This is a genomic window from Hansschlegelia sp. KR7-227, assembly GCF_049446035.1.
Classification (GTDB): Bacteria; Pseudomonadota; Alphaproteobacteria; order Rhizobiales; family Methylopilaceae; genus Methylopila.
The window spans coordinates 2,661,480-2,687,354 of the sequence record NZ_JBMSEA010000001.1 but is presented as its reverse complement, the minus strand read 5'-3'; the positions used below and the strand labels follow the sequence as shown (position 1 = coordinate 2,687,354).

The window sequence follows — 25,875 nt, the reverse complement described above, 5'->3', positions numbered from 1 at the left end:
GACCACCATTTCGATTTCAGACGGACGCTCATGATGGCCTCTCCGCTCGCCGCGGCCGGGGCCGCAGTCGTGGCGCTCGTCTTCTATCTGGTGGCGGGCCTGCCGATCGCGCTGCGGCTGTTTCCGAACCGCGGTCTCGCCATCGGTTTCGCGCCGACCATCGGCTGGGCGGCGTTCAGCGCCCTCGCGCTTCCGATCCTATGCGTCGTCGGGTTCGGCCCGGTTCAGGCCGCAGCCCTCGCCGGCGCGACGCTCGCCACGAGCGCCTTCAGTCTGTCGCGTGTATCCTTGCGGCCAAAATCGGCCGAAGACGCCGGAATCCCAAGGCTCGCGCTATTCGTCGCGGCGCTGCTGGCCATCGTGCCGGCTTCGGCCCTGCTGCCGAAGGAGACCGCTGACGGCGTCATGCTGGCGGCTCCGATCTTTGATCACTCCAAGGTTGCGATGATCGACGAGATCGTCCGCTCCGGCGTGCCTGCCCAGAACCCGTTCTATGGCGGCGCTGGCGGGTCCGCCCTCGCCTACTACTACCTCTGGCACTTCTCCGCCGCGATGCTGACGCTCGTTCCCGGCGTCTCTGGCTGGGAGGCCGATGTCGGACTCACCGCCTTCACAGCGTTCGCGACGATTTCGCTCGCGATAGCGCTCGCCGTCGCGGTCGCTGGCCGATCGGCGGCGGCCTACTGGGCTCTCGCGCTCACCGCGACCGCGTCCGCGAGGCCGCTCTTCACGGCGCTGTTCGGGCAGGACGTCTTCGGGACCTGGCTCTCCGACTATCCGGATCTCGGCGGGCTTCTCGTCCAGGCGACATGGGCGCCTCAGCACGTCGCGGCGGCGGGCTGCGTCGTGGTTGCGCTCTTGCTGCTGCGGGACCTGCAAGGCGCAGACGGCTGGCTCGCTCCCGTCATCCTCGGTCTTTTGGCGGCCGCCGGCTTCGGCGCCTCGATCTGGGTCGGGGGCGTGACGTTCGTGCTCGCGGCCGCCGCGGTCGGCGCCGTCGCCTTGACCAAAGCGGAACTCCGCGGACGTCTTGTCGTTCGGGTGCTGCTGGCCGCCGCCGTGGCGCTTGCGGCATCGTCGCCGATCCTGATCGAGCTCGCCCGAACCACGGCCCTGCGCGCGGAGGGAGCGCCGGTCGCGGTCCACCCATACGAGGTGTTCGGGCCGGCGATTTGGGACGCGGCCCGGCGGCCGCTCGACCTGATCGGGTTCTGGCTGGTGCAGCTCCCGCTCGACATTCCCGCGATTTATCCGGCGGGCCTGCTGGCGCTCATCGGGGCGCTGCGAGTTCGGAGCGTCTCGCATGACGCCAGGCGGCTCGCCGTGGCCTGCGCGCTCGTAGCCACTGTCTCGTTCGGCGTCTCGTGGCTTCTCGTCAGCACGATCCTCAACAACGACCTCGGCTGGCGCGCGATCCTGCCGGGCGTCATCGTGCTGACGGCGTTCGCGGCGGCCGGTCTCTCGCGCTGGACAGCGCGGCCATTTAACGTGATCGCGACGCTCGCCGCCGTCGCATGTCTTCTTACAGGCGCGCATGGCGCGGCGAACGTTCTCAGCCAGAATGCCGCCGGGCGGCCATCGGCGTCGGTCGCCGCATTCGGACGGTCCCCGGATCTCTGGCGCGCGGTTCGCCGCCAAGCGGGGCCGACCGAGCGGATCGCCAATAGTCCGGATCTGTTCGCCGACGTCACCCCCTGGCCCGTCAACATCTCATGGGCGCTGCTTTCCGACCGGCGGTCCTGCTACGCTGGATGGGAGCTCGCGCGACCGTTCGCGCCCGCACCGCGCGCGGTGGTCGAGCGCGACGACAAGGCGTTCCGCGCGGCGTTCGACGGAACGGCGCCGGCGGAGACGGTGCGGCGGCTGTTCGCAAGCCACGAGTGCCGGCTCGTCGTCGTGACAGCGACCGACGGCGCCTGGAGCAGCGGCGCATTTGCGCAAGACGCCGGCTTCGAGCTTCTGGACGAGAGCCCCGGCGCATGGCGGATTTATCGCTTCAGTGCACGGCCGAACGAAAGCGAACCGTAACGGACCCACCTGCGCCTGCGTAATAAAGAGCGGATGGAAACGAAACAGCTCATAGCCGCGATCAGCGCGGACGCGGGTTCTCGGCCCAAGCGGGTCGGAAGGGCCTTCGCCCTCGCGCTTCTGGCGGGGGCGGCCGGCGGCTGCGCGATGTTCGCGCTGCGGCTCGATGTTCGGGCGGACGTCTCGGACGCGCTCGCGACGCTTCGCTTCCCCTTCAAGTTCATCGTGACGACTTTGCTCGCATGGACCGCGGCGATGCTTGCGCTGCAGCTTGCTAAGCCTGGCCTGGCCACGCGCGCGAGGGGGCTTGCGATGGCGGCGGCGCCGGCGCTGATGCTGGCGGCGGTCGGGGCGGAGCTCGTCGCCGTGCCCGCGAATTTATGGACGACCCGCGCGGTGGGCAGCATGGCGATGGTCTGCCTCGTCAATATCCCGCTGCTCGCCGCGGCGCCGCTTGTCGGGCTGTTGCTTGCGCTCAGGCGCGGCGCGCCTTCTTCGCCCGCGCTCAGCGGCGCGCTTGCGGGTCTGCTGGCGGGCGCGATCGCGGCGACGTTCTACGCCGCGAGCTGCCCCGACGACTCGCCGCTGTTCGTGGCCCTCTGGTACACGCTCGCGATCGGAGCCGTCGCGGCCACGGGCGCTGTGGCCGGCGCCCGGCTGCTGAGATGGTGACGCACCAGCTGTTCGTCACTTCATCGAGCGCATGAAGCGATCGGCCGGCTCGCCGGCCTGGATCGCGCCTTCCTGCTTCAGGAAGGGATCGTCCGGATGTTTCTTGTCAGCCATCGCGCGCAACTGCCCAAGCGAAGCGCCGGGATTGGCGTCCATAAAAGCCGAGGCGTCGGCCATCTCTTTGTGCATGTCCATCCGGTCGTAGCGAGCTTCGCGGGCGATCTCGCCGACTTTCGCCATCGCGGGCGGCTTTGCGTCGCCACAGGGCGTCTTGGTCCCCTCGCCGCAGGTCGGCCCGACCACGTCGAGCCATCGCGGGCCGCCGAGATAGACCGAATAGTACATCAGCTTGGCTTTGTACTCGTTGACGCCCAGATTGATCAGCGCCTCGTAAAACATGAGGTGCGTCTCCCGCCATGAGAACTCTTTTTTTGTGCAGTAGTGATCGTGAAGCACCGCGGCTTTGAGGTAAGATAAATCCCAAGGCCCGCCGATGATCCTCTGCGCCCACTCTGGAATGCTCGCGCCGTCCGTAACGTCGCCGGCGTTGGCCTGCCAGATCCGCTTCGCGGCGTCGATAAACCGGAGCGGATGCCTGAGAATGCATTCGCGCTTGGTCATGCAGCCATCTGGATCAAACGCTAGGTCGCCGACGAATTGAGCCGCGGCCGGCCGGGGCGTAGCGACCGCCGACAGGGCCACGACAAGCCCCAGAACAGAGGCCTTTGCGTGAGCCTGCCAGCCACGGCGCCTCTCCGGCGGCCGCGCTTCGCAGACGGTTTCGTTGACGGCCCACGACATCGCAACCTCTTACGCGACTGCGCTCTCCTGCGGGTACGAAAGCCGAGACAGCGTCGTTACGCCGCCGAACCGAGCCTGCTCGCCGGCATTGTCTACGACGCGACAGGCCAACGGTTGACGCCGAGCCATGCGGTCAAAAAAGCGTTCGGTACCGATATTACGTGTCCCATCATCTGGTGAGCGGGGCGAAGGCCGACACGCCAGGCCTGCGCCTCCCCGCGCCGGCGCTGGAGCAATTGGCGCGGGACCGCGCCGGGCGGATGCTCGCTGATCCCACGACGACAGTGAACGCAGGCTCATCAACGAGCCGCGACGCGGGAGATCAGCGTCGGCTGGTCCAACTTGGCCAGGAGGTCGCGGCACGGTGGCCGGCGCTGGCCACTTCGGACGTCCGCAACGCGCTGCTCGCGTTCGTCCCGCGCATCGATGTGCATCCGCACCGCGTCGAGCTGACGGTCCATCGATGGGGGTTGCAGGGCCGGCTGATCGACCCGGAAGGCTCGTCCGCTCCTCACCCGCCCCCGGATCGCCTGGATGAAGATTTGACGATCATCTCCGTCCCGGTGCGGTTAAAGCAGCGCGGGAACGAGCTCCGCTTCGTGCTGGAAGGCGGGGCTGACGAGGCGCCCGCCGACGCCAGCTTGATCCGTCTCTTAACGCGCGCCCACATCGTCAGAAACCGTCTGATCGACGACCGGGCGAGCATCGACGACGTCGCGCGGGAGGAGAACCTCACCGCTTCCTACGTAACCCGCCTGGTCCGCATCAGCTTCCTCGCTCCGGACATCGTCGCAGGAGTGCTCGCCGGGCGATATCCCGATCTGACCGCCAGCAAGCTGATGGCAGACACGCGCTTTCCGCTCGACTGGCAGGGGCAGCGTCAGAGGCTACGCGCAGTCTGATCAGACCATGAGTTTTTCGACCGAAGCCGCCCGCGGGCGGTTTCTCTCGTTCCGCCTCCCAATTCGGTGACTGTTCGCCCAAGCAAGATATCCCAGGAGACTGCCGTACCACTAAAAGGCCGGTGCGAGACTTCGGTGGAGGAGCTCGCCGAAGTCTTCGTGAAATGGTCTCTGACGAGCGTGCCTTAGTGAGCGCGCCCGTAACGTCCGGATGGACGGCGGAATTTGCGCCAATCCGGAAGAAATCGTAGTCGTCACAATAACTTGGGTCGTGGCGGAGGGAGCGGGATTCGAACCCGCGATACGGTTTCCCGTATACACACTTTCCAGGCGTGCGCCTTCAACCACTCGGCCACCCCTCCGTGGTCGCGGAGTTAGCAAGCGGCGGCCGGCAACACAAGACGCGGCCGGGGCGCGGGGCGCCGAACGGCGGCGTGGGAGGCGCATTTCTGCGGCGAGCGGCGCGAAGGTCGGGCGCGGAGGCGCTGCGGGTCGGCCCTGACGTTTCAGGGGCCTTCTTGTTCCGGCCGCCGGATTGCCCTCGAATGGCGCAGGGGCCATGCTTTGTGAAAGCGCCGGCTTGGCTTGGCCCGCGCGAGAGACGGTGAGGACTCGCACAGCCCATGATCCGCTTCCTGCTTCGCCTTCTCGGCTTCCTTATTCTCGCCGGGGGATTCGTGGCCCTCGTGATCGACGGCACGCGCTCCATCGCGGCGGGCGCGGTCGCCTTCACCCCGGCGGCGACGACCTGGGCGGCGGCCTCCGCCGACTCCCTGGAGCGCGCGCGCGCCTTTGTAGCCGGGCTTGGGACGGCCATCGCGTCGGACGCCTTCTCCGGCCTTCTCTCGCTGCCGACTTTCGCGGTGCTCGGCGGGATCGGCGTGCTGCTGATGCTGGCGGGCCGGCGCCCCCGCCGGACGGTCGGCGTCGTGCCCTGACGCTTACCGCGCGCGTTCCGCAGCCGACCGCCGCGTCCTGCTCTTGCCCGCCGCCTCTCTTGCCCGCCGCCTCTCTTGCCCGCCGCCCTTGGGCGTGGCAATCGGCCTGAGAAGAACAGGCGAGGAGAGATCGACGTGACGAGGATCGGACAGGCGCTCGAGCGTGGCCTCTTCGCGAGCCGCTGGCTGATGGCGCCGTTCTATATCGGCCTCATCATCGGGCTCGTGGTTCTGCTGGTGAAGTTCGCGCTCGAACTGCTGCATTTCGCCGAAGGCGTCTTCAGCTGGACCGAGAGCGAGGTCATTCTCGGCATCCTGTCGCTCATCGACCTGTCGCTGACGGCGAACCTCGTGCTCCTGGTCGTGTTCTCAGGCTACGAGAACTTCGTGTCGCGCATGGACCTCGTCGACCAGGACGAGAGGCCGGAATGGATGGGGAAGATCGACTTCTCCGGCCTCAAGATGAAGCTGATCGCCTCGATCGTGGCGATCTCGGCGATTCAACTGCTCAAGGTGTTCATGAACCTGAAGGACACGTCCGATCGCGAGATCATGTGGATGACGATCGTCCACGTCGTCTTCGTGATGTCGGGCGTGTTCCTCGCGCTGTCCGACTGGCTGACCGACAAGTCGCATGGCGCCGACCACTCGGACAGCCACGCGCCGAACCCTGAAGGCGAGTCCGAGGACGAGCACTCCGCCAAAGAGGCCGCACGGAAGAGCGTGAGCGCGGAAAAAGCCAGCGAGCGTGCGGCGGCCAAGGCGGCCGAAGCCGGACGCGCCTGAAGCCGACCGCTTCTGCAAGCGCCAGGCGTCTCGGCGCGAGGCGAACCGCAAAGTGATTCGGGCAGGCCGCTCGGCCGTCGGGGAAGCCGAGCGCTGCGCCCCGGCTTACGTTATTCCGCCGCCTGAACCTCAACGCGCCGAGGCAGGTCGAGCTTCGCCCACACCGCGTCGAGCGCCTGGGCGAGCTCTCGGATCAGCGCGTCGTCGTGGAAGGGCGAGGGGGAGATCCTGAGGCGCTCGGTGCCGCGCGGCACGGTCGGATAGTTGATCGGCTGGATATAAACGCCATGCTCGGCGAGCAGCAGGTCGGTCGCCGCCTTGGCCTTCTCGGGGCAGCCGACCAGCACGGGCACGATGTGCGTCTCGGACGGCATCACCGGCAGGCCGCGGGCGGCGAGCGCGAGCTTGGTCTGCATCGTCTGGCGCTGATGGCGCTCACGCTCGGACTGCGACGCCTTGAGATGGGCGACCGAAGCGCGGGCGGCGGCCGCGATCGCGGGCGGCATCGCGGTCGTGAAGATGAAGCCGGGGGCGTAGGAGCGAATCGCGTCGATGATCGGCCTCGACGCCGCGACGTAGCCGCCGATCACGCCGAACGCCTTGGCGAGCGTGCCCTCGATCACGTCGAGCCGGTGCATCACGCCGTCGCGCTCGGCGATGCCCGCTCCCCGCGGGCCGTACATGCCGACGGCATGGACCTCGTCGAGATAGGTCATGGCGCCGTATTCCTCGGCGAGGTCGCAGATCGCGCCGATCGGCGCCACGTCGCCGTCCATCGAATACACGCTTTCGAAGGCGACCAGCTTGGCCCGCTCGCGGCCGGCCTCCTTCAGCAGCCTCTCGAGGTCGGAAAGATCGTTGTGGCGGAACACTTTCCGGGCGCAACCCGCGCCCCGCATGCCGGCGATCATGGAGGCGTGGTTCAGCGCGTCCGACAGGATCAGGCAGTCTGGCAGCAGCCGGGCGATGGTCGAGATCGACGCCTCGTTCGAGACATAGCCAGAGGAGAAGACGAGTCCCGCCTCCTTGCCGTGAAGGTCGGCGAGCTCGTTCTCAAGCAGGACCAGCGGATGGTTGGTGCCGGCGATGTTGCGGGTGCCGCCGGCCCCCGCGCCGACGCGGTTGGCGGTCTCGGTCAGGGCGGCGAGCACGTCCGGGTGCTGGCCCATCCCGAGATAGTCGTTGGAGCACCATACGACGACCTCGCGCGGCCCTTCGGGGGCGTGCCAGGTCGCGCGCGGAAAATCGCCCGCGCGGCGCTCGAGATCGGCGAACACGCGGTAGCGCTTCTCAGCATGAAGCTGTTCGACCGCGCGGCGGAAAACGTCATCATACATCATCAGGCGTCTCATCCCGCCCATTTCATAATCATTCTAGCCCGGATTGTCGCGGCCGGAAGGAACAAAGGCGACAGAACGCCGCGTGTGGGCTCCCGAGGGCGGATGGCGGACGTCGTCCTGGACGGGCGGCTTTGTGACGAACGACGCCGCTGCTATACGGGCCGCCCCGCAACCGGAGCGCCCGCCATGCGCCTGATCGTCGCCGGAGCCTCGGGCCGCATGGGCCGGGCGCTGACCCGAGCCGTGGTCGAGACCGAGGGGCTGGAGCTCTGCGGCGCGCTGGAGCGGGCCGGCTCGGAGGCGATCGGCATGGACGCCGGCGAGCTGGCGGGCGTCGGCCCGCTCGGGGTGAGGGTCTCCGAGGACGCTCTGCCCCTGGTCGCGGCCGCCGACGGCGTGCTGGACTTCACGACGCCCGCGGCGACCGTCGCGCTTTCGGAGCTGACGGCTCAGGCGCGCATCGTCCATGTCATCGGGACGACAGGGCTCGACGACGCCGATCTCGCGCGGATCGAAGCCGCCGCGCGGCACGGGGTGATGATTCGCTCCGGCAATATGAGCCTCGGCGTCAATCTGCTCGCCGCGCTGGTCCGGCAGGCGGCGGCCGCCCTCGGATCCGATTGGGACGTCGAAATCGTCGAAATGCACCACCGGGCCAAGGTGGACGCGCCTTCGGGCACCGCGCTGCTGCTGGGCGAGGCGGCGGCGGAAGGGCGCAAGATCTCTCTCGCCGAGAACGCCGTGCGCTCGCGCGACGGCCATGTCGGCCCGCGGCCGGAAGGCGCGATCGGCTTCGCGACGCTGCGCGGCGGCACGGTGGTCGGCGACCACATGGTGATCCTCGCCGGGGCCGGTGAAAGGGTCGAGCTCAGCCACAAGGCCGAGGATCGCATGATCTTCGCACGGGGCGCGGCGAAGGCCGCGCTGTGGGGGTTCCGGCGCAAGCCCGGCCTCTACGGCATGGCCGACGTGCTCGGGATCGCGTGACGGTGAGCGAAAGCTCCAGTGCAATGCGACGAGCGCTGAGGTAAGGAACCGGCGCCCGGCGCCGCACGCCGGCGCGCCTGTCCCGTCTGGCCGGAGTTCACACGCATGGAACGTCGCCTCGTCCTCGTCCGTCACGGCCAGAGCGAGTGGAACCTCAAGAACCTGTTCACCGGGTGGAAGGATCCTGACCTGACGGAGAAGGGGGTCGAGGAGGCCAAGCAGGCCGGACGGCTGCTGAAGGCGGATGGTCTGACCTTCGACGTCGCCTTCACCTCGAAGCTGACGCGCGCGAAGCGCACCAACCAGCTCATTCTCAGTGAACTCGGTCAGCGCACGCTTCCGGTCGTCGAGGATGAGGCGCTGAACGAGCGGGACTATGGCGAACTCACGGGCTTGAACAAGGACGACGCGCGCAAGACGTGGGGCGAACAGAAGGTGCTGATGTGGCGCCGCTCCTACGACGTGCCCCCGCCGGGGGGCGAAAGCCTCAAGGACACGGTCGCGCGGTCGCTGCCCTATTTCGTCCGCGAGATCCTGCCCGAGGTGCTGCGGGGCAAGACGGTGCTCGTGACCGCCCACGGCAATTCGTTGCGGGCCCTCATCATGACGCTCGAGCGCCTGACGCCCGACGCCCTGCTGCAGCGGGAGCTCTTCACCGGCGCGCCGATCATCTACGATCTCAACGCCGACTCCACGGTCGAGCGCATCAAGGACCTCGCCGCGGCGGCGGTCAAAGCGGCCTCCTGACGGAGCGTCTTCGCGCGCTTACAGGAACGCGGCCGCTCGAAGGCGATCCGTCGGCGCAAAGAAATCGACGCCCCCGCTCAGGCGGCGCCTCGCCGTGCGCAAGTGGAGCGCCATCTGTCCGTCACATAAAGTGATTGGCGGACGGGCCGTCACAGCGCATCATTAGACCAATGGCGAAGGCGGCGCTTGCGAGCTGTCGGTTTGGAAGGCGCGCCTTGCAGCGCAGCGCAGGCGCGTGTCTGCTTGTCCTCTTCGGTTTTCTGACGGTCGGCGCCGCCTCGGCGCAGGACGCCGCGCCGGCGAATCGCGGCGACGGCTCCTCACCCGACCCGGAAGCCGTGAAGCCCGTGCAGTGCGGCGGCACGGACCTCGTGCAAGCCCTGCGGCAGAGCGATCCGGCGAGCTTCGACAAATTCGAAAGCGACGCGCGCTCCGTCGCGAACGGGCAGGGGCTGCTCTGGCGGATCGAGCACCAGGGCAAGGTGTCCTACCTGTTCGGCACGATGCATTCGAGCGAGGCGTCCGCGAAGAGTTTCGACGCTCTCGTCATCAGGGCTCTGAAGCGCGCAAAGCTGGTCGCGACCGAGCTTCCCGGAGCCAGCAGCCGCAGGGTCGCCGGGGAGCTCAGACGGCTCGTGGCGAGCCGATCTTTCCGGCCGGGCGGCCATTCCCTCAGCCTGCTCCCCGACGACATCCGGCCCGAGGTCCAGCGGCGGCTCGCCGTATCCGGCATTCCGAGCAACGTGGCCGACCAACTCGAGCCCTGGTATCTCGCCATCGTGCTGTCGCGCTCGAACTGCGTGTCGACGCCAGGGCCCGGCGTCGACACGGAGACCGCCGACGGCCGGATCGAGCGTCTCGCCCTTGAACAGGGCTCCGTGCTGATGGCCCTGGAGACGCCGGTCGAGCAGGTCGAGGCGTTGTCGTCGATCCCGGACCACGTCGCGCTGCGGATGATCAAGGACGCCGCGGTCAAGGGCCTCAAGCCGGAGGACGTCGAGAGCACGATCACGGGTCTCTATTCGACCCGTCGGATCGGCTACCTCCTCGCCATGCGCGGCCCGATCTGGGCCGGCCTGTTCGACGTCGACGGCTACGCCGAGTTCATCTCGGCCTTCATCACCCGACGGAACGCCGCCATGCTTCGGCGGGCCCTGCCGATTCTCTCGGCGGGCGACGGCTTTCTCGCCGTCGGCGCTCTTCATTTGCCCGGCGAGCAGGGTCTGGTCGAGCTGATCCGCCGCACGGGTTTCTCCGTGACCCGGATCTGGTGAGAGGGCCTGCCTACTGCGCCTGCGCGGTCTGTCCGCCGAAGCTCTTCGGCGCGGGGCTCACGACGCGCGCGCCCCCGGCCTGCACCTGGTAGACGGCGAGCCCGCGCTGGTTCGGCCCGTCGCTTTCGAACCGGAACGCGCCGTCGACGCCCGAAAAGCCCGACGGATTGGCGAAGGTCTCCGAGTTGAGCGACTGAGGGCCCTGAGATTTGACGAGCGCCGCGACGAGGGACGTCGCGTCATAGGCGAGCGAGGCGGTCCGCACCGGATCCGAACCGTATTTTGCGCGGTAGCGCTGAGCGAAGGAGCGGAAGCCGGAATCGTCCGGCGCGGCGTACCATGCTCCGGATAGGCTGGCGTCGCGGGCCAGCGCCGGGTCGTCCCACAGGCCCGTGCCCAGAAGCTGCAATCGTTTCAGGTTGACGCCGTTGGCTGCGAGCAGCCCGACCACGGTCTGGACGCCCTCGGCGGTGTCCGGGATGAACAGCGTGTCGGCTTGGGAAAGCGCGCTCGACAGCCGCGCGACCGCCTGGGCCATCTTCGCCTTGTCGGCTGGATAGCGCTCGAGCCCGACCACGCGACCCCCAGCCTTCGCCACGGCCTGCTGGAACGCGCCCTCCGCCACCGAGCCGTAGCCGGTTTCGGGCAGCAGCGCCGCGAAGGAGCGCTTGCCTTGGGAGGCGGCGTAGGAGACCACACGCTGAACGTCGGATTCCGGCATGAAGCTCAAGAGGAACACGCCGTTCGCAGCGACCGACGAATCGGTCGAGAAGGCGACGATCGGCACGCCTTTGGGCTTCGCGACCTGAGCCGCGCTCGCGACCGAATGCGCGAAGAGCGGCCCGATCACCAGCCTGGCGCCGTCGTCCGTCGCCTCCCGCACGGCGGTCTGCGCGCCCTGCGCGGTGCCGTGGTCGTCCTTGACCATGAGCTGGACGTCGGGGGCGTCGAATTCCGAAAGGGCGAGTTCGGCGGCGTTGCGCATGGATTGCGCGGTCGCGCCCGCATTGCCCGCGGCGGAGGTCGGCAGCACCAGCGCAACCTTCACGGCGCCCTGTCCGATCACCGCGCTCTGCCCGCCTCCGATCGCGTCGAGCGGTCGGGCCTCCACCTTCGGGACCGGGTTGCCCTGCATGGGATTGAGCGTCTCGGACGCGTCGTCGTCCATCCCGCCGGAGCCGCAGGAGGCGAGCGCGAACGCCGCCGCCGCGACGAGCAGGCTTCGCCACACCGCAGATCCCGACTGGAACGTCATAGCCGCCACCGCTGTTCGGCCGGACGTCACAAGTCCCCGCGCCCGACGCGCCGATCATCCCCGATGGTCTCATGAGGTCGTCGCGCTTTCCGCCGGCGCGCCGCCTCGATAGACTGCCCGCTTCAGTATCCGACGAGCGCACCCATGCCAAGACCCGCGCCGCGGAGTCATTCACCCGATACCGCTCAGGCTCCCGACGCCTCCCAGGACGGCCGGCCCGATTCTGCGCGGACGTACGTCGTGGCGGGCTGCAAGCTGAGCGCTGCGTCGCTTCAACCCGGACTTCACATCGTCGCGACGCCGATCGGGACCCTCGCCGACGTGACGCTCCGGGCGCTCGCCACGCTCGCGGCCGCCGACGTCATCCTGTGCGAGGATACCCGCGTCACCCGAAAGCTCGTCTCCCACTACGGGATCGCGACGCCGCTCAGCGCCTATCACGAGCACAACGCCGCGGAGATGCGGCCGCGCGTCCTTGCGCGACTTGCCGCCGGGGGGCGCGTGGCGCTGGTCAGCGACGCCGGAACGCCGCTGATCTCCGACCCCGGATTCAAGCTGGTGCGCGACGCGATCGGCGCGGACGCTTTCGTGACGGCCGCGCCCGGCGCGTCCGCCGTGCTCAACGCGCTCGTCCTCGCCGGACTGCCGACCGATCGCTTCTTCTTTGAGGGCTTTCTGCCCGCCAAGGCTCAGGCGCGCCGGAACCGCATCTCCGAACTCGCCACGCTGCCGGCGACCCTCGTGCTTTACGAGACCGGTCCCCGCGTCGCGGCCGCGCTCGCCGATCTGGCCGACGGGCTCGGCGACCGGCCGGCGGCTCTCGCGCGGGAGATGACCAAGCGCTTCGAGCAGGTCCGGAGGGGCGGGCTCGCCGCGCTCGCGGCGGCCCTTGGCGGGGAGCCCGCGCCGAAGGGCGAGATCGCGCTCGTCATAGGGCCGCCGCCCGACGAGGCGCCCGCCACCGTCGAGGACATCGACGCCCTGCTCGCCCGCGCGCTGGCCCGGGCCTCGGTCAAGGACGCCGCCGGCGAGGTCGCAGCCGTGACCGGCCGTCCGCGCCGCGAGGTCTATGCTCGCGCCCTCGAACTCGCCAAGCCGGCGCGCTGACCGTCATGGCGCCCGCCGAGCGGCGCCTGCGCGCCTTCCGACTCGGGTTGAGCGCCGAGACCGCCGCCGCCTGGCTGCTGCGACTCACAGGATGGCGGATCGTGGCTCGACGGGTTTCGGAAGGCGTCGGCGAGGTCGACATCGTCGCGACCCGCGGTCGCACCCTCGCCTTCGTCGAGGTCAAGGCCCGCGCCGATTTCGCGGCCGCGGCGGAAGCCGTGTCGCCCCGCCAGCAAGCCCGCATCCGGCGCGCCGCGGAAGCGTTTCTTGCGCGACGCCCGGCTTATGCAGGATATGTCGTGACCTTCGACGTCGTGCTCGTCGCCAAGGGAAGGCTGCCGCGACGGCTGCCGAACGCCTTCGGATTCTGAGCTTCTGGCTGGAAAGACCGTCATGCCGCTTCGTGTCGCCGTGCAGATGGACCCGATCGAGCGCATCAACATCGCGGGCGATTCGACCTTCGCCCTGATGCTCGAGGCGCAGGCGCGCGGCCATGAGCTCGCCGTCTACACGCCCGATCGTCTCTCGCAGATCGGTCGCGACGTGTTCGCCGCGGTGCGCCCCGCGACCGTGCGGGACGTCGTCGGCGACCACGTCTCGCTCGGCGAGGAGACCCGCGTCGCGCTGGGGGAGGAGGCCGACGTCATCCTGCTCCGGCAGGACCCCCCCTTCGACATGGCCTATGTCACCACCACCTACATGCTGGAGCGCATCCGCGACCGGAGCCTGGTGGTCAACGATCCGACGAGCGTGCGCGACGCGCCTGAAAAGGTGCTGGTGCTGGACTTCCCCCACCTGATGCCGCCGACCGTCATCACCCGCGACGTCGCGGAGATCGCGGCCTTTCGCGCCGAGCACGGCGACATCGTGGTCAAGCCGCTTTACGGCAATGGCGGGGCGGCGGTGTTTCGACTGACCTCAGACGACCTCAATTACGGGTCGCTGATCGACTTTTTCTCCACGACCTTCCGGGAGCCGTGGGTCGTTCAGAAGTTCCTGCCGGCGGTCTCCAGGGGAGACAAGCGCATCCTGCTGGTCGACGGCGTCTTCGCCGGCGCGGTCAACCGCGTTCCGGCGCCCGGCGACCTGCGCTCCAACATGGTGCGCGGCGGCGCAGCCCAGACCACGGAGCTGACGCCGCGCGAGCGGGAGATCTGCGAGACGCTCGGGCCCGAACTCAAGGCCCGTGGCCTGATCTTCGTCGGCATCGACGTGATCGACGGCAATCTCACCGAGATCAACGTGACGTCGCCGACCGGCATCCGGGCCATCAAGCGCCTGGGAGGACCCGACGTCGCGGTCGCGACCTGGGACGCAATCGAGGCGCGCGTCGCGCAGAGGCGAACATGACGCGACGAGGGATGGCGATCGGCCTCGCCTGGGCGACCATCGCATGGGTCGCGCCTGCGGTGGCGCAGGACGTGACTCCGCCCGGCTACAGCGTGCCGCCGCTTCCGAGCGTCACGACCGCCACGCCGGCGAAGGAGCTTTTCGGTCGCGCGAAAAGACCGAGCGCGGGGCCGGAGGCCTCGATCGGCTTCTACTCCAAAGGCTGTCTCGCCGGCGCCTCGGCGCTGCCCTTGTCGGGGCCGACCTGGCAGGTCATGCGGCCCTCGCGCAACCGCTATTACGGCCGCAGCGCGCTGATCGCGTTCGTTAAGCGCTTCTCCAGCCGAGTCGCGACCAACACCGCGTGGCCCGGGGTGCTGATCGGCGACATGTCGCAGCCGCGGGGCGGTCCGATGCTTAAGGGCCACGCCTCCCATCAGATCGGGCTCGACGTCGACGTCTGGTTGCGGCCGATGCCCAAGGTCGACATGACCCTGATCCAGCGCGAGACCATCATGTCGACCAACGTGGTCGCCGAGACCCGGAGCGACATGAACGCCTACTGGAGTTCGGACACGCTCCAGGTCATCAAGACGGCCGCGAGCGACCCCGCCGTGGAGCGGGTGCTGGTCAATCCCGCCATCAAGAAGCAGGTCTGCATGCAGGCCAAGGGCGACCGCTCCTGGCTGCGCAAGGTGCGGCCCGTGTGGGGGCACGACTACCATTTTCACGTGCGGCTCGGCTGCCAGGCCGGCGACGCGCTGTGCAAGTCGCAGAACGAGCCGGGCGCGGCGGAAGGCTGCGGCAAGGACCTCGACTGGTGGTTCACGCCCGGCCGCCTGTTCCCCCGGCCGCCCAAGGTCCCGCCGAAGCCCGCTCCGCCGTTGACGCTGGCCGGATTGCCGCCGGCCTGCACGGCGGTGCTCAACGGCAGATGAGTCGGATGTTCGCACAATGTTCTTGACGAGGTCGCCCGCGTCGCTACCATGACGGGCAGCGATTTTCGGGGGCGGCGTCATGGTCGTGTGGGTGTCGACGGTCGCGTTCGAAGGCATCGAGGCCAGGGCCGTCGACGTGCAGGTACAGGTCGCGCCGGGGCTGCCGGCCTTCAACGTGGTTGGGCTGCCGGACAAGGCCGTCACCGAGGCGCGCGAACGGGTGCGCTCTGCGCTGATCGCCTCCGGTCTGGCGCTGCCGCCGCGCCGCATCACCGTCAATCTCGCGCCGGCCGACCTGCCCAAGGAGGGCAGCCATTTCGATCTGCCGATCGCGCTCGGCCTGATGGCGGCGATCGGCGCAATCCCGGCGGACGCGCTCTCGGGCGTCACGGTGCTCGGCGAGCTTGCGCTCGACGGCACGATCGCCTCGGTCGCCGGCGCGCTGCCGGCCGCGGTCGCGGCGCACGCGCGCGGCCACGGGCTGATCTGCCCGGAGGCCTGCGGGGCCGAAGCGGCCTGGGCGAGCTCGGACCTCGACATCGTCGCGCCACGCTCGCTCATCCAGATCGTCAACCATCTGAAGGGCGTGCAGGTGCTGGCCCGGCCCCGGCCCGGCCTGCCCGACGCCGCGGCCCCGGCGGCGGATCTGAAGGACGTCCGCGGCCAGGAGACCGCGAAGCGCGCGCTCGAGATCGCCGCCGCAGGCGGGCACAATCTGCTGTTCTCGGGTCCGCCGGGGGCCGGCAAGTCGATGCTGGCGAGCCGGCTGCCGTCGCTGCTGCCGCCGCTCGGGCCGAAGGAACTGCTCGAGGTCGCAATGATCCGCTCGGTCGCGGGCGATCTCGCGGGCGGGCGTCTCACCAACCGCCGGCCGTTCCGCAGCCCCCACCATTCCGCCTCCATGGCGGCGCTCGTCGGCGGGGGCGCGCGCCCAAGGCCCGGCGAGATCGCGCTCGCCCACAACGGCGTGCTGTTCCTCGACGAATTGCCGGAGTTCTCCGCCCAGGCGCTCGACGCGCTGCGTCAGCCGCTGGAAAGCGGGGAGGCGGTGATCGCGCGCGCCAACCACCGCGTCGCCTATCCCGCCCGTTTCCAGCTGGTCGCAGCCATGAACCCCTGCCGGTGCGGGGGCGGAGAGGGCGGTCACGCCTGCCGGCGCGGGCCACGCTGCGCCGCGGAGTATCAGGCGCGCATCTCCGGTCCGCTGCTCGACCGCATCGATCTGCGCCTCGACGTGCCGTCGGTCACCGCCGCCGACCTGATGGCGCCGTCCGCCGCCGAGGACAGCGCGACGGTCGCGGCCCGCGTCCTCGCCGCCCGCAGTCTGCAGGCGCGCCGGAGCGTCGGTCTCGGCCTCTCCGACGCGCTTCTCAACGCGCATCTGCCGGTCTCGTCGGTGGAGGAGGTCGCCCGGCCCGACGCCGCCGGCCGCAAGCTGCTGGTCGACGCCGCCGACGCGCTGAAGCTGTCGGCGCGGGGCTATCACCGCGTGCTCAAGGTCGCCCGCACCATCGCCGACCTCGACGGCGCCGAAAGCGTCGGTCGTCTGCATCTTGCGGAGGCGCTGGCTTATCGCGCGTCTCCGCCGCCGCAGGCGCAGGCGCAGGCGGCGTGAATGATAGAGCTTTACGGAAGCAAAATAGCGATGGCTGAAGGGGTCGTCGCTGTATCGTTCACTCAACGAGAGCGACAAAATCGTGGGGACATGCTGGTGGAACGCGAGCCGGTCCGCCGGGCGCTACGGCCATGCCGGTATGCTGACTTTTGAGAGCCCTGACGGAAGTGAGCGCGTTGTGGTCCGCCAGCGGACCGATGGCGCATGGACCTACCGCCGGCAATTGCGGAGCGACGACGAGTGGGGGCCGCAGGGACCGGATTGCGGCATCTACGACAGCGCAGAAACGGCTGAAAATGAGGCCCGAAGTCGGGCGCCTTGGCTCATTCCGCGGTTCCACTAACCGACTTGCGATGGGCCCAAGTGGGTTAGGATCCGACCCTCGTCCGGCCGCAACCGGAGCGGACCTTCCGGCTCCGTGCCCGAGTGGTCGAGATGGGTCGACAGCACGGTGGTCAGCCTCCCGTCGACGGCGTCGAACATCGCCTCATCCGGTCCCAGGTTCAGCACGATCAAAAACGTCTCGCCGGTCGTCGGGTCGCGCCGTCGATAGGCGAGCAGGTCACCTTCGGCCGGCACGCTCTCATAGGCGCCGACGCTGAGGGCGGGATGGGCTCTCCGCAGCGCGAGCAGGGCGCGGTGGAGCGCGAGCGTCGAGCGCGGGTCGGCGGCCTGGTCCGCGACGTTGAGCGCGGCCGGGTCGCCCATCGGCAGCCAGGGCGCGCCTTCGGTGAAGCCGCCCTTGGGACTCCTGTTCCATGGCATCGGGGTGCGGGCAGGATCGCGGCCGTGGCCGGGCTCGTTCTTCTCCCATGGATCCTGCGCGAGTTCGTGCGGAACGGGCACGTCGCTCATGCCGATTTCGTCGCCGTAATAAAGGGTTGGCGTGCCGCGGAGGGTGAGCAGCAGCATGGCGGCGACGCGCGCCTGGGCGGCGCCGATCCGGCTTGCGACGCGCGACTGGTCGTGGTTGCCGAGCACCCAGTTCGGCCAGCCGCCGGGGGGCAGGGCGGCTTCGTAGGTCTCGATCAGCCGGGCGATCGCGCGGGCGTTCCAGGGCGCGAGAATCAGGTGGAAATTGAACGGCAAATGCACGCCGCCGAGCTCCGCCCCGTAATAGGCGACGAGCCGCTCCACCGGCAGGTAGATCTCGCCGATCAGCACCCGATCGTCATAGGCGTCGACCGCCGCGCGCAGCTCCGCGATCGCGTCGAACACCTCCGGTTGATCGGCGGAATGAAGCTGCAACAGCCGCGCAATATCGGGCGATTCCGCGCAATAATGCGGGTTGACCGGGTTATCGCGGAAGCCCGCGTCCTTGATCAGGTGCCAGATCACGTCGACGCGGAATCCGTCGACGCCGCGGTCGAGCCAGAAGCGCAGCACGTCGGCCATCGCCGCCCGCACCTCGGGGTTTCGCCAATTGAGGTCCGGCTGCTCGGTCAGGAAGGCGTGGTGGTAATATTGTCCGGTCACCGGATCGTAGGTCCAGGCCGGTCCTCCGAAATTGCTGATCCAGTTGTTCGGCGGCCCGCCGTCCGGCGCCGGGTCCCGCCAGATGTACCAATCGCGCTTAGAGGCCGTCCGGCTCGACCGGCTCTCGACGAACCAGGGGTGCTGGTCCGACGAATGGTTCGGCACGAAATCGAGGATCAGCTTCAGCCCGCGCCCATGGACGTCGGCGACGAGCCGGTCGAGGTCGTCGAGCGAGCCGAAGATCGGGTCCACGCCGCAATAGTCGGCGACGTCGTAGCCGAAATCCGCCATCGGGGAGGGGAAGATCGGCGACAGCCAGACCGCGTCGACGCCGAGATCGACAAGGTGGTCGAGCCGTCGGCGCACGCCTTCGAGATCGCCGATCCCGTCGCCGTCGGAATCCTGGAAGGACCGCGGATAGACCTGATAGACGACGCCGCGCTGCCACCACAGATGGTCCGTCATAGGCCTCAGATGTCGCTGCGCTTGAGGATGTAGTCGAGCCCGCCCAGGCGATACCACCGGTAGCCGTAGCCCTCGAGCACGACGCGGTGACGACCGTCCGCCTCGGGCTGGCTGTGCTCGTCGGAGAGCAGATTGGTCAGTTCGTCCGGCTCTTCGTCCTCGCCGCCGGGCCTGAAGACGACCTCCCGCGGCGCGGCGTCGAAATTGTGCAGGACGACGACGGCGTTGTTCCGCCAGTCGTAGCGCAGCGCGAGCGCCGCCTTGTCGCGGGTGGGCAGCACGCTGCATGCGCCCCAGCCGATCTCGGGCACCTCCTGGCGCATGCGAATGATGCGCTCGATCCAGTTGAGGAAGGAGTTCGGGTCGCGACGCTGGGCGGCCACGTTCACCGTCTCATAGCCGAAGCCGCCCCCGGAGATCGCCGGCAGGAAGGTCTTCTCCGCCGTCGAGAAGCCGCCATTGGGCTCCCGGGACCATTGCATGGGCGTGCGCGCGCAGTAGCGCTCGGCAAGCTTGAGATCGTCGCCCATGGCGATCTCGTCGCCATAGCGCATCACCGGGGTGCCCGGCAAAGTGAACATCAGGCTGTAGGCGAGCTCGAGCCGCCTGCGGTCGCCGGACAGCATCGGCGCGAGCCGGCGCCGGATGCCGCGATCGTAGAGCTGCATGGATTTGTCCGGGCCGAAGGCCTCGAACACCGCCTGGCGTTGCTCCGGCTCCAGCCGGCCGAGGTCGAGCTCGTCGTGGTTGCGCAGGAACACCCCCCACTGGGCGGTGCCATAAGCCGGCTTCGTCTCCTTGATCGCCTTGGCGAGCGGCTCGGCGTCGGCCGAAGCGAGCGCATAGAACAGCCGCTGGTTGACGTGGAAGTTGAACATCATCTGGAGGCGATCGCCGTCGTCGCCGAAATACTTCATCGACTCCTTCGGCAGCACGTTCGCCTCGCCCAGGATGACGCTGTCGCCCTTGCGCCACTGCAGAAACTCGCGGAACGAGCGCAGCATGCCGAAATCCGTCTTCGGCTCCTGCCCGGCCTGCGGCCCCTTCTCCGCGATCACGAACGGCACGGCGTCCATCCGGAAGCCCGACACGCCGAGCTGGATCCAGAACCCCATGATCTTCAGCAGTTCGGCCTGCACATGCGGGTTCGCCGTGTTCAGGTCAGGCTGAAACTCGTAGAAGCGGTGGAAGTAATAGGCCTTCGCCGCTTCGTCATAGGTCCATGTCGTCTTCTGGACCCCGGGAAAGACCATGCCCTGGTCTGCGTCTTTCGGCTTGGTCTTCGACCAGACGTACCAGTCCCGGTAGGGCGAATCCGGCGACGAGCGGGCGGATTTGAACCAGGGGTGCTGGTCCGAGGTGTGATTGACGACGAGGTCGATCAGCACCCGCATGCCGCGCTGCTTGCAGCCATGCGTGAACTCGACGAAGTCGCCGAGCGTGCCGTAGCGCGGATCGACGTCGTAATAGCTGGAGACGTCGTAGCCGTCGTCGCGGCCCGGCGAGGCCTGGAACGGCATCAGCCAGACGGCGGTGACGCCGAGCCCGTGGAGGTAGTCGAGCCGCCGCGTCAGGCCGCGGAAGTCGCCGACCCCGTCTCCGTCGGAGTCCATGAAGCTTTCGACGGAGAGACAATAGACGATGGCGTTCTTGTACCAGAGATCGGTGATCAAGCGGCGTTCTCCCCCGCGCGAGCGCCCCTCGCATGAGGGCGCAACGCAGGGGCGGCGAACGCGTTCCGCCCCGGTCTATCGGCGCGTCATCTCATCAGGCCGGCCGCCCGCAGCGCCTTTGCGATCACGGAGCCGATGTCCCCTCCGTCGCGCTGGGACGACGAGGGAGCCTCCATCCGCCCGGCGAAACCCGTGGCGCCGCTCGGGCGCTTGGTCTGCGCGCCGGGACGCGCCCGATCCGGCGACATCTCCTTCGGACGCGCCGGCCGCGCATCCGGGGAGCGGGTCGCCTTCGCCGGCTTCGCCTCGACGGGTTGCTTGGAAATGCCCCAGAAGGCCGAAATGGCCCCGGTCGACGACAGGCCGACATTGAGCATGTAGGGACCGGGCGCCTCGCCGCGCCCGGCGTCGACAGGCGTTCCATGGCCCATCCCCGAGACCAGGACGCATTCCACGACGTCGCGCTCGCCGGCTCGCCAGACCCGCTTGCGGTGAGCGCCGATCGTCTCCTCCCGGAAACCGTCGGGATGAACGCCGTGCACGTCGAGCCATTGCTTGACGAGTTCGTCGGCGTTCTTCGGGGCGACGGTGGAATCGGCCGTGCCGTGCCAGATCGAAACGACCGGCCAGGGTCCGTCGTGCCGGGAGCCGGAACGCACGCGGTCTCCGAGCTCGGCGCCCGATCGCGCCGTCGGCCGCCCCATCGCCTGGAAGGCTTCCGTGACGTTGCCGGCCGCGCCGCAGGGTAGACCGGCGACGATCGCGCCGCCGGCGAAGACCTCGGGATAGTGGCCGAGCAGGGAGGCCGCCATCGCGCCGCCAGCGGACAGGCCGGTCACGAAGATCCGACTGCGATCGAGCTCATGGCGGAGCGCCATCGCCTCGATCATCTCGCGGATCGACAACGCCTCGCCGAGGCCGCGCGAGGCGTCCGCCAGCTGAAACCAGTTGAAGCAGCCATGAGCGTTGTTGCCTGCGCGCTGCTCGGGATAAAGCACCGCGAAGCCTTCGGCCTCCGCAAGGCGGGACCATCCGGAGGAGGCGTCGTAGTCGATGGCGTTCTGGGTGCACCCGTGTAACACCACAACGAGCGGCGCGCCCGGCTTCAAGCCCGGGGGCGCGTAAGACAGCATCCTGAGGGCGCCAGGATTGGCGCCGAAGGACAGGGTTTCCTCGAGCCGAGGCTTGGCGCGCTTCGGCGCGCCTCCTGAGGGCTTGCGGCCGCCGAGGCGATCAAACGCGTCCCATCTGCGGCGAAGGCGGGAGGAGTCCGCCGTGTAGTTACCCGGATTGGCCATGTCAGCTTCCTGCTCGTCGAGCGCGCCGTCGCCGCGGTCGCGTCGCCATGAAGTGTATATTGCGCCGCACAGTTCAATATTGCATTGCAGCAACAGTTTGTCCGAGCGGCGCCCTTGGCCGGGGAGGCGAGACGGCGGTCTAGGCCTGTGGCCTTCGGCGGCCGCCCGCTTTATGGTCCGCCGCTTCCCTCGCCACTGTTCTTCAAGGCCGCCTGCGATGTCCGACGCCCCGCCCGACCGCCTGTCCTCCGATCCGTCGAGCCCGCATTACGACGAGGCCGTCCTGGCGCGCGGCGTCGGCATCCGCTTCAAGGGCGTCGAGAAGACGAACGTGGAGGAATACTCGGTGACCGAAGGCTGGATCCGCGTCGCCGCGGGCGCCGCCAAGGACCGGTTCGGCAATCCGATGACGCTGAAGCTCAAGGGCCCGGTCGAGCCCTATTTCCGCGATCTCGATTCGGGCGAAGCCCAGGGCTGACGGCGGACCTTGCCAGGCCGGCGTCACGCGATCTCCACGATCTCGACCTCGCCCGCCGGAGTGGCGGCGACGTCGCCGACCGCCTTGCCGAACAGCGCCCGCGCGAGCGGAGACATGTAGGACACCGAACCCTTGGTCGGATCGGCCTCATCCTCGCCCACGATGCGGTAGCTCTGACGCCGCCCGTCCTCGCGCTCGAACGTGACGCGCGTCCCGAAGGCGACGATGTCCTGGGTTTTCGGGGCCGCGATCAGCTCGGCGCTCGCCCGGCGGGCCGCGTAGTAGCGCAGGTCGCGCGCGGCGCGCGCCATGGCGGACCGGTCTTCGGCGACGCCGCCTGCGGCCTGGGCCGCCGCATAGGCGGCGCGCGCGTCCTGCAAGGCCGCGTCCAGAGCGGCGAGGCCTTCCGGCGTGACCAGATTGGGGTGAGCGGAAATCGGGCGGTCCGGCAGATCGGCCGCCGTCGCCTCGTAGTCCTGCTCCTTGGTGAACGCTACGGACATCGTGGCCCGCCTTTGTCCTTGAATCGTGGTCGGCCACCCTACAGCGTTCCGGCGCGGACGGCGAAGCTTTCGACGGCGCTCTGACGTCAAGCCTTCCTCAACCAACTCGGCTTACGGTTCCTTAAGCGATGTGCGTCCCGCACGGCGCCGGGACACGGAGCGAGGCGTGGCGTTCGAAGCGGCGGCGGCCTTCCTGGGCGGACTTGGCGTCGGCGTCGTCGCGCTCGGCCTGTTCTGGCGCCTGCGCTCCTCCCAGAAGGCGGCGCTGTTCGAGAGCGAGCTTGAAGCGCTTCGCGACGCGCTGTGGGAAGCGCAGGAGGCTGCCGAGCGGGCGCGCGCGGACGGCGCGAGCGCCCTCGCCGAAGCCGAAGCCCGGGCCGAGGCCGGGGCGCGCGTCAAGGCGAAGTTCCTGGCGACGGTCACGCATGAGATGCGGACGCCGCTGTCCGGCGTGATCGGGACCGCCGACCTTCTGCTCGACACGCAACTGGCCGCGGAACAGCGCACCTATGCGCGGGCGGTGAGGGAATCGGCCCACGCCATGCTGTCGCTGGTCGACGAGATTCTGGACATGTCCCGGATCGAGGCCCACCGCGTCACGCTGCAGGACGCGCCCTTCGCGGTCGCCGAGCTCGTCGAGAGCATCGCCGAGCTGCTTGCGCCGCGGGCGCAGGAGAAGGGGCTCGACCTCGCCGTCGGCTTCGGCCCGGACGCCCCGGCGGTCATCGTCGGCGACGGCGCCCGGGTGCGGCAGATCCTGCTGAACCTCGCGGGCAACGCGATCAAGTTCACCGCGCGAGGGGGCGTGGGACTGCGGGTCGACGTGGCGGGCGACTCGGTCCGCTTCTCGGTGCTCGACACCGGTCCGGGCTTCGACCCCGCCGACGCCGAGCGCCTTTTCGGCGAGTTCGAGCAGAGCGACGCGACCCCGACGGCGCGCGGCGTCGGGCTCGGCCTCGCCATCAGCCGGCGTCTCGCGGCCGCCATGGACGGCGCGCTTTCCGCGCACGGCGCGCCGGGCGCCGGGGCGACCTTCGTGTTCACTCTGCCGAGGCGGGTCGCCTCGGGCAGGATCTCCGACGAGGACGAGGAGCAGGCGCGCGCGAAGCTCGCCGGCCGCCGGGTCCTGGTCGCTTCGGACACGCCCTATGGCGGCCCTTGGCTGGTCGAGCAGCTCGGGGCGTGGGGAGCCGAGGCCCGCCTCGTCGCGCCGCGCGACGCGGCGGCGCTTTCGGCCGCCGTCGCGGTCGACGGGGCCCACACCGTGCTGATCGACCGGTCGCTTTCGACGCCCCCGGCGGAGCTCGCGGCCGCGGCGCGCCGCGCCGGCGCCGCGCGGGTGCTGCTGATGCTGTCGCCGGCGGAGCGGCGCGAGCTTTCGGCGCAGTCGCCCGACGGCTTCGACGGCTACCTCGTCAAGCCGATCCGAGCGGCCTCCGTCGTCAGCCGGCTCGACGACCCGCGGCCGCATATGGAGGTCGCGGCGGCGGCCGCCGAGCCGCTGACGATCGCGGCGGTCCCGTCCCGTCCGGCCCCCGGCGTCGAAGGCGGACCGCTCAAGGTGCTGATCGCCGAGGACGATCCGGTGAGCGCCCTGATCGCGCTCGCCCAGGTCGCGCGCCTCGGCCACCTGACCCAGCACGTCGCCGACGGACTCGCCGCCTGCGAAGCCTTCGAAGCCGAGCCTTACGACGCCGTCCTGCTCGATCTGCGCATGCCGGCGCTCGACGGTCTCGCCACGGCGCGGAGGCTGCGGGCGTTCGAGGCGCAGACCGGCCGCCGGCCGGCGCTGATCCTCGCTTTGACCGCGAACGTCTCGGACGACGACCGCGCGGCCGCGCGAGAGGCCGGGATGGACGACCTGCTGCCAAAGCCGCTCGACCGCCGGACGCTCGAAGCGCTGCTCGCGCCGCTCAGGACCGCCGCGTCGCGCGTCGCCTGACGGCGCGCCCGCGCCTCGCGCAAAGCCGTGAACGCCAACGGTTCGCGTTGTCACATACGCGTCGGCTATCTATGATCCTCTGACGGCGGGACGCGCTTCGCGGGGTCTCGGCGGGATCGTCCGCCGACCGCTCGGGCCGCGCTCCTCCCGCCGCGCAGAGGCGCCTCATGACGATCTCCCGCCCGAACCCGCAGGCTGCTCCCACCGGTTGGGCGGCGCGCTTCCGCATGCCCGCGGCCAACGCTCCGGCGGGCGGCGTCCGCTGGTTCCCCGGCTTTCCGACCAAGCCCAGCCGCAAGCGCCTCGCCGCCGCTGCCGCGGCGCTGCCGCAGCCGCTCGGGCGCATCGGCAATCTCGAGCTGACGCTCGCCGAACGGCCCAAGGACGTGAAGCGCGCCCAGAAGCTGCGCTACCGCGTGTTCTTTCAGGAAATGTCGGCGGCGCCGGACGCGATGACCCGGCTCGCCCGTCGCGACAAGGATCCGTACGACGCCGTCTGCGACCACCTCCTCGTGGTCGACCATGGCGCGGCGGCCCCCGGCGCCACGCCGGTCGCGGGAATCCGCGGCTTCGAGATCAAGGGTCTCGATTTCCGGGCGCTCGACTTCCAGAGCCCGCCGTTCCGGCCGAAGAAGCCGCCTGTGGTCGGCACCTACCGCCTTCTGCGCCAGGAGGTGGCCGAGCAGGCCTTCGGCTTCTACACCGCCGGCGAGTTCGAGATCGACGGGCTGCTCCGCAGGCATTCCGGCCTGCGGTTCCTGGAGCTCGGCCGCTCTTGCGTCCTCAAGCCCTACCGGGACAAGCGCACGGTCGAGCTGCTCTGGCACGGCATATGGGCCTATGTGCTGGCGCACCGAGTCGACGTGATGATCGGCTGCGCGAGCCTCGAAGGCGTTGATCCCGAGCGGCTAGCTCTGCCGCTGTCCTATCTCCACCATTTCCACGCCGCGCCGCCGGAGTGGCGCGCCTCGGCGGTGTCGGGCCGCCGCGTGGCGATGGACATCCTGCCGCGCGAGGCGATCGACCCGCGCGCGGCGCTGCGCGCGCTGCCGCCGCTGATCAAGGGCTATCTCAGGCTCGGCGCCTATATCGGAGACGGCGCGGTGGTCGACCGCCAGTTCGGCACGACCGACGTGCTGATCGTGCTGCCGCGCGCGGCGATCAGCCCGAAATATGTCGACTACTACGGCGCCGGCGCCGGCCGTCACGCCGCCTGAGCCGACGGACCGCGCGACCCTGGCGTCCTGCCGGCGAGATCCGCCGGCGCTCCCCTCGGCCGGCCCCGCCGGCGCGCTGCGACGCCGCGACGCGTGACGTAGGC

23 protein-coding genes and 1 tRNA gene are annotated in these 25,875 nt (G+C 69.5%); 16 read left to right on the top strand and 8 right to left on the bottom strand.

Translation table 11 applies throughout. The features are described from left to right. Positions 1 to 30: 30 nt before the first annotated feature. Positions 31 to 2,028 (top strand): hypothetical protein, encoded by a 1,998-nt coding sequence (locus ACO2RJ_RS12675; RefSeq protein WP_423268366.1) that lies wholly within the window; start codon positions 31 to 33, stop codon positions 2,026 to 2,028. 33 nt (positions 2,029 to 2,061) lie between these two features. Then, on the top strand, positions 2,062 to 2,700 hold the full coding sequence (locus ACO2RJ_RS12670) for an NrsF family protein (protein WP_423268365.1): 639 nt from the start codon (positions 2,062 to 2,064) through the stop codon (positions 2,698 to 2,700). A gap of 15 nt (positions 2,701 to 2,715) precedes the next feature. Here the strand turns inward: ACO2RJ_RS12670 and ACO2RJ_RS12665 are convergent, their stop codons facing one another. Continuing rightward, on the bottom strand, positions 2,716 to 3,501 hold the full coding sequence (locus ACO2RJ_RS12665; RefSeq protein WP_423268364.1) for a DUF1353 domain-containing protein: 786 nt from the start codon (positions 3,499 to 3,501) through the stop codon (positions 2,716 to 2,718). Between the two features lie 161 nt (positions 3,502 to 3,662). Between ACO2RJ_RS12665 and ACO2RJ_RS12660 the strand changes: the two genes are divergently transcribed. Beyond that, positions 3,663 to 4,403: a hypothetical protein gene (locus ACO2RJ_RS12660; RefSeq protein ID WP_423268363.1), complete on the top strand. Its 741-nt coding sequence runs from the start codon at positions 3,663 to 3,665 to the stop codon at positions 4,401 to 4,403. Positions 4,404 to 4,675: 272 nt separating this feature from the next. Here the strand turns inward: ACO2RJ_RS12660 and ACO2RJ_RS12655 are convergent. Next, positions 4,676 to 4,765: transfer RNA gene (locus ACO2RJ_RS12655), tRNA-Ser, on the bottom strand. 261 nt (positions 4,766 to 5,026) lie between these two features. On the opposite strand from ACO2RJ_RS12655, the gene ACO2RJ_RS12650 reads away from it, so the two are divergent. Together ACO2RJ_RS12650 and ACO2RJ_RS12645 are read left to right on the top strand one after the other, a co-directional pair. Then, positions 5,027 to 5,341 (top strand): hypothetical protein, encoded by a 315-nt coding sequence (locus tag ACO2RJ_RS12650; protein ID WP_423268362.1) that lies wholly within the window; start codon positions 5,027 to 5,029, stop codon positions 5,339 to 5,341. A 135-nt stretch (positions 5,342 to 5,476) separates the two neighbouring features. After that, the gene (locus tag ACO2RJ_RS12645) at positions 5,477 to 6,127 is read left to right on the top strand and encodes a TIGR00645 family protein (protein WP_423268361.1); all 651 of its coding nucleotides are present in this window, start codon (positions 5,477 to 5,479) and stop codon (positions 6,125 to 6,127) included. 110 nt (positions 6,128 to 6,237) lie between these two features. Here ACO2RJ_RS12645 and hemA read toward each other — a convergent pair whose 3' ends face one another. Continuing rightward, positions 6,238 to 7,467: a 5-aminolevulinate synthase gene (hemA, locus tag ACO2RJ_RS12640; RefSeq protein WP_423268360.1), complete on the bottom strand. Its 1,230-nt coding sequence runs from the start codon at positions 7,465 to 7,467 to the stop codon at positions 6,238 to 6,240. A 186-nt stretch (positions 7,468 to 7,653) separates the two neighbouring features. On the opposite strand from hemA, the gene dapB reads away from it, so the two are divergent. From dapB to ACO2RJ_RS12625, 3 genes are all read left to right on the top strand, one after another. Continuing rightward, complete coding sequence (gene dapB / locus ACO2RJ_RS12635; RefSeq protein WP_423268359.1) at positions 7,654 to 8,454, top strand: 4-hydroxy-tetrahydrodipicolinate reductase; 801 nt, start codon at positions 7,654 to 7,656, stop codon at positions 8,452 to 8,454. 105 nt (positions 8,455 to 8,559) lie between these two features. After that, positions 8,560 to 9,201, top strand: coding sequence for a 2,3-bisphosphoglycerate-dependent phosphoglycerate mutase (locus ACO2RJ_RS12630; RefSeq protein ID WP_423268358.1), 642 nt, complete (start codon positions 8,560 to 8,562; stop codon positions 9,199 to 9,201). A 215-nt stretch (positions 9,202 to 9,416) separates the two neighbouring features. Beyond that, positions 9,417 to 10,475, top strand: coding sequence for a TraB/GumN family protein (locus tag ACO2RJ_RS12625; RefSeq protein WP_423268357.1), 1,059 nt, complete (start codon positions 9,417 to 9,419; stop codon positions 10,473 to 10,475). Positions 10,476 to 10,485: 10 nt separating this feature from the next. Here the strand turns inward: ACO2RJ_RS12625 and ACO2RJ_RS12620 are convergent, their stop codons facing one another. Then, positions 10,486 to 11,730 (bottom strand): penicillin-binding protein activator, encoded by a 1,245-nt coding sequence (locus ACO2RJ_RS12620; RefSeq protein ID WP_423268356.1) that lies wholly within the window; start codon positions 11,728 to 11,730, stop codon positions 10,486 to 10,488. Positions 11,731 to 11,874: 144 nt separating this feature from the next. Here ACO2RJ_RS12620 and rsmI point away from each other — a divergent pair, with 144 nt between their 5' ends. The 5 genes from rsmI (at position 11,875) to ACO2RJ_RS12595 (ending at position 16,719) form a co-directional block, all read left to right on the top strand. Further along, complete coding sequence (gene rsmI / locus ACO2RJ_RS12615) at positions 11,875 to 12,837, top strand: 16S rRNA (cytidine(1402)-2'-O)-methyltransferase (protein ID WP_423268355.1); 963 nt, start codon at positions 11,875 to 11,877, stop codon at positions 12,835 to 12,837. Between the two features lie 5 nt (positions 12,838 to 12,842). Beyond that, the gene (locus tag ACO2RJ_RS12610) at positions 12,843 to 13,208 is read left to right on the top strand and encodes a YraN family protein (RefSeq protein WP_423268354.1); all 366 of its coding nucleotides are present in this window, start codon (positions 12,843 to 12,845) and stop codon (positions 13,206 to 13,208) included. Positions 13,209 to 13,230: 22 nt separating this feature from the next. Next, positions 13,231 to 14,187, top strand: a complete 957-nt coding sequence (gshB, locus tag ACO2RJ_RS12605) for a glutathione synthase (RefSeq protein WP_423268353.1) — start codon at positions 13,231 to 13,233, stop codon at positions 14,185 to 14,187. After that, complete coding sequence (mepA, locus tag ACO2RJ_RS12600) at positions 14,184 to 15,104, top strand: penicillin-insensitive murein endopeptidase (protein ID WP_423268352.1); 921 nt, start codon at positions 14,184 to 14,186, stop codon at positions 15,102 to 15,104. The genes gshB and mepA overlap by 4 nt, the downstream gene beginning before the upstream one ends. 79 nt (positions 15,105 to 15,183) lie before the next feature. Continuing rightward, a complete protein-coding gene (locus ACO2RJ_RS12595; RefSeq protein ID WP_423268351.1) occupies positions 15,184 to 16,719 on the top strand; it encodes a YifB family Mg chelatase-like AAA ATPase in 1,536 nt (511 codons plus the stop codon). Positions 16,720 to 17,058: 339 nt separating this feature from the next. Here the strand turns inward: ACO2RJ_RS12595 and ACO2RJ_RS12590 are convergent, their stop codons facing one another. From ACO2RJ_RS12590 to ACO2RJ_RS12580, 3 genes are all read right to left on the bottom strand, one after another. Next, positions 17,059 to 18,660: an alpha-amylase family glycosyl hydrolase gene (locus ACO2RJ_RS12590; protein WP_423268350.1), complete on the bottom strand. Its 1,602-nt coding sequence runs from the start codon at positions 18,658 to 18,660 to the stop codon at positions 17,059 to 17,061. A 5-nt stretch (positions 18,661 to 18,665) separates the two neighbouring features. Further along, a complete protein-coding gene (locus tag ACO2RJ_RS12585) occupies positions 18,666 to 20,333 on the bottom strand; it encodes an alpha-amylase family protein (protein WP_423268349.1) in 1,668 nt (555 codons plus the stop codon). 86 nt (positions 20,334 to 20,419) lie between these two features. Next, positions 20,420 to 21,631: an alpha/beta hydrolase family esterase gene (locus ACO2RJ_RS12580; protein ID WP_423268348.1), complete on the bottom strand. Its 1,212-nt coding sequence runs from the start codon at positions 21,629 to 21,631 to the stop codon at positions 20,420 to 20,422. 217 nt (positions 21,632 to 21,848) lie between these two features. Here ACO2RJ_RS12580 and ACO2RJ_RS12575 point away from each other — a divergent pair, with 217 nt between their 5' ends. After that, entirely contained in the window at positions 21,849 to 22,109 is a 261-nt protein-coding gene (locus tag ACO2RJ_RS12575; RefSeq protein ID WP_423268347.1) for a DUF3297 family protein, read from the top strand. Positions 22,110 to 22,132: 23 nt separating this feature from the next. On the opposite strand, the gene greA is transcribed toward ACO2RJ_RS12575, so the two are convergent. Beyond that, positions 22,133 to 22,612 carry a transcription elongation factor GreA gene (greA, locus tag ACO2RJ_RS12570; protein WP_423268346.1) on the bottom strand — a complete coding sequence of 160 codons (480 nt, stop codon included), beginning with the start codon at positions 22,610 to 22,612 and terminating at the stop codon, positions 22,133 to 22,135. Between the two features lie 166 nt (positions 22,613 to 22,778). Here greA and ACO2RJ_RS12565 point away from each other — a divergent pair, with 166 nt between their 5' ends. Then, complete coding sequence (locus ACO2RJ_RS12565) at positions 22,779 to 24,554, top strand: ATP-binding protein (RefSeq protein WP_423268345.1); 1,776 nt, start codon at positions 22,779 to 22,781, stop codon at positions 24,552 to 24,554. 167 nt (positions 24,555 to 24,721) lie between these two features. Next, complete coding sequence (locus ACO2RJ_RS12560) at positions 24,722 to 25,771, top strand: GNAT family N-acetyltransferase (protein ID WP_423268344.1); 1,050 nt, start codon at positions 24,722 to 24,724, stop codon at positions 25,769 to 25,771. Positions 25,772 to 25,875: the final 104 nt, after the last annotated feature.

Excerpts from the sequence above, each read along its gene's own strand:
- ACO2RJ_RS12675 (WP_423268366.1), top strand. The coding sequence starts at position 31 with ATGATGGCCTCTCCGCTCGCCGCGGCCGGGGCCGCAGTCGTGGCGCTC.
- ACO2RJ_RS12670 (WP_423268365.1), top strand. The coding sequence starts at position 2,062 with ATGGAAACGAAACAGCTCATAGCCGCGATCAGCGCGGACGCGGGTTCT.
- ACO2RJ_RS12665 (WP_423268364.1), bottom strand. The coding sequence starts at position 3,501 with ATGTCGTGGGCCGTCAACGAAACCGTCTGCGAAGCGCGGCCGCCGGAG.
- ACO2RJ_RS12650 (WP_423268362.1), top strand. The coding sequence starts at position 5,027 with ATGATCCGCTTCCTGCTTCGCCTTCTCGGCTTCCTTATTCTCGCCGGG.
- hemA (WP_423268360.1), bottom strand. The coding sequence starts at position 7,467 with ATGATGTATGATGACGTTTTCCGCCGCGCGGTCGAACAGCTTCATGCT.
- dapB (WP_423268359.1), top strand. The coding sequence starts at position 7,654 with ATGCGCCTGATCGTCGCCGGAGCCTCGGGCCGCATGGGCCGGGCGCTG.
- ACO2RJ_RS12630 (WP_423268358.1), top strand. The coding sequence starts at position 8,560 with ATGGAACGTCGCCTCGTCCTCGTCCGTCACGGCCAGAGCGAGTGGAAC.
- ACO2RJ_RS12620 (WP_423268356.1), bottom strand. The coding sequence starts at position 11,730 with ATGACGTTCCAGTCGGGATCTGCGGTGTGGCGAAGCCTGCTCGTCGCG.
- rsmI (WP_423268355.1), top strand. The coding sequence starts at position 11,875 with ATGCCAAGACCCGCGCCGCGGAGTCATTCACCCGATACCGCTCAGGCT.
- ACO2RJ_RS12610 (WP_423268354.1), top strand. The coding sequence starts at position 12,843 with ATGGCGCCCGCCGAGCGGCGCCTGCGCGCCTTCCGACTCGGGTTGAGC.
- gshB (WP_423268353.1), top strand. The coding sequence starts at position 13,231 with ATGCCGCTTCGTGTCGCCGTGCAGATGGACCCGATCGAGCGCATCAAC.
- mepA (WP_423268352.1), top strand. The coding sequence starts at position 14,184 with ATGACGCGACGAGGGATGGCGATCGGCCTCGCCTGGGCGACCATCGCA.
- ACO2RJ_RS12595 (WP_423268351.1), top strand. The coding sequence starts at position 15,184 with ATGGTCGTGTGGGTGTCGACGGTCGCGTTCGAAGGCATCGAGGCCAGG.
- ACO2RJ_RS12590 (WP_423268350.1), bottom strand. The coding sequence starts at position 18,660 with ATGACGGACCATCTGTGGTGGCAGCGCGGCGTCGTCTATCAGGTCTAT.
- ACO2RJ_RS12580 (WP_423268348.1), bottom strand. The coding sequence starts at position 21,631 with ATGGCCAATCCGGGTAACTACACGGCGGACTCCTCCCGCCTTCGCCGC.
- ACO2RJ_RS12575 (WP_423268347.1), top strand. The coding sequence starts at position 21,849 with ATGTCCGACGCCCCGCCCGACCGCCTGTCCTCCGATCCGTCGAGCCCG.
- greA (WP_423268346.1), bottom strand. The coding sequence starts at position 22,612 with ATGTCCGTAGCGTTCACCAAGGAGCAGGACTACGAGGCGACGGCGGCC.
- ACO2RJ_RS12560 (WP_423268344.1), top strand. The coding sequence starts at position 24,722 with ATGACGATCTCCCGCCCGAACCCGCAGGCTGCTCCCACCGGTTGGGCG.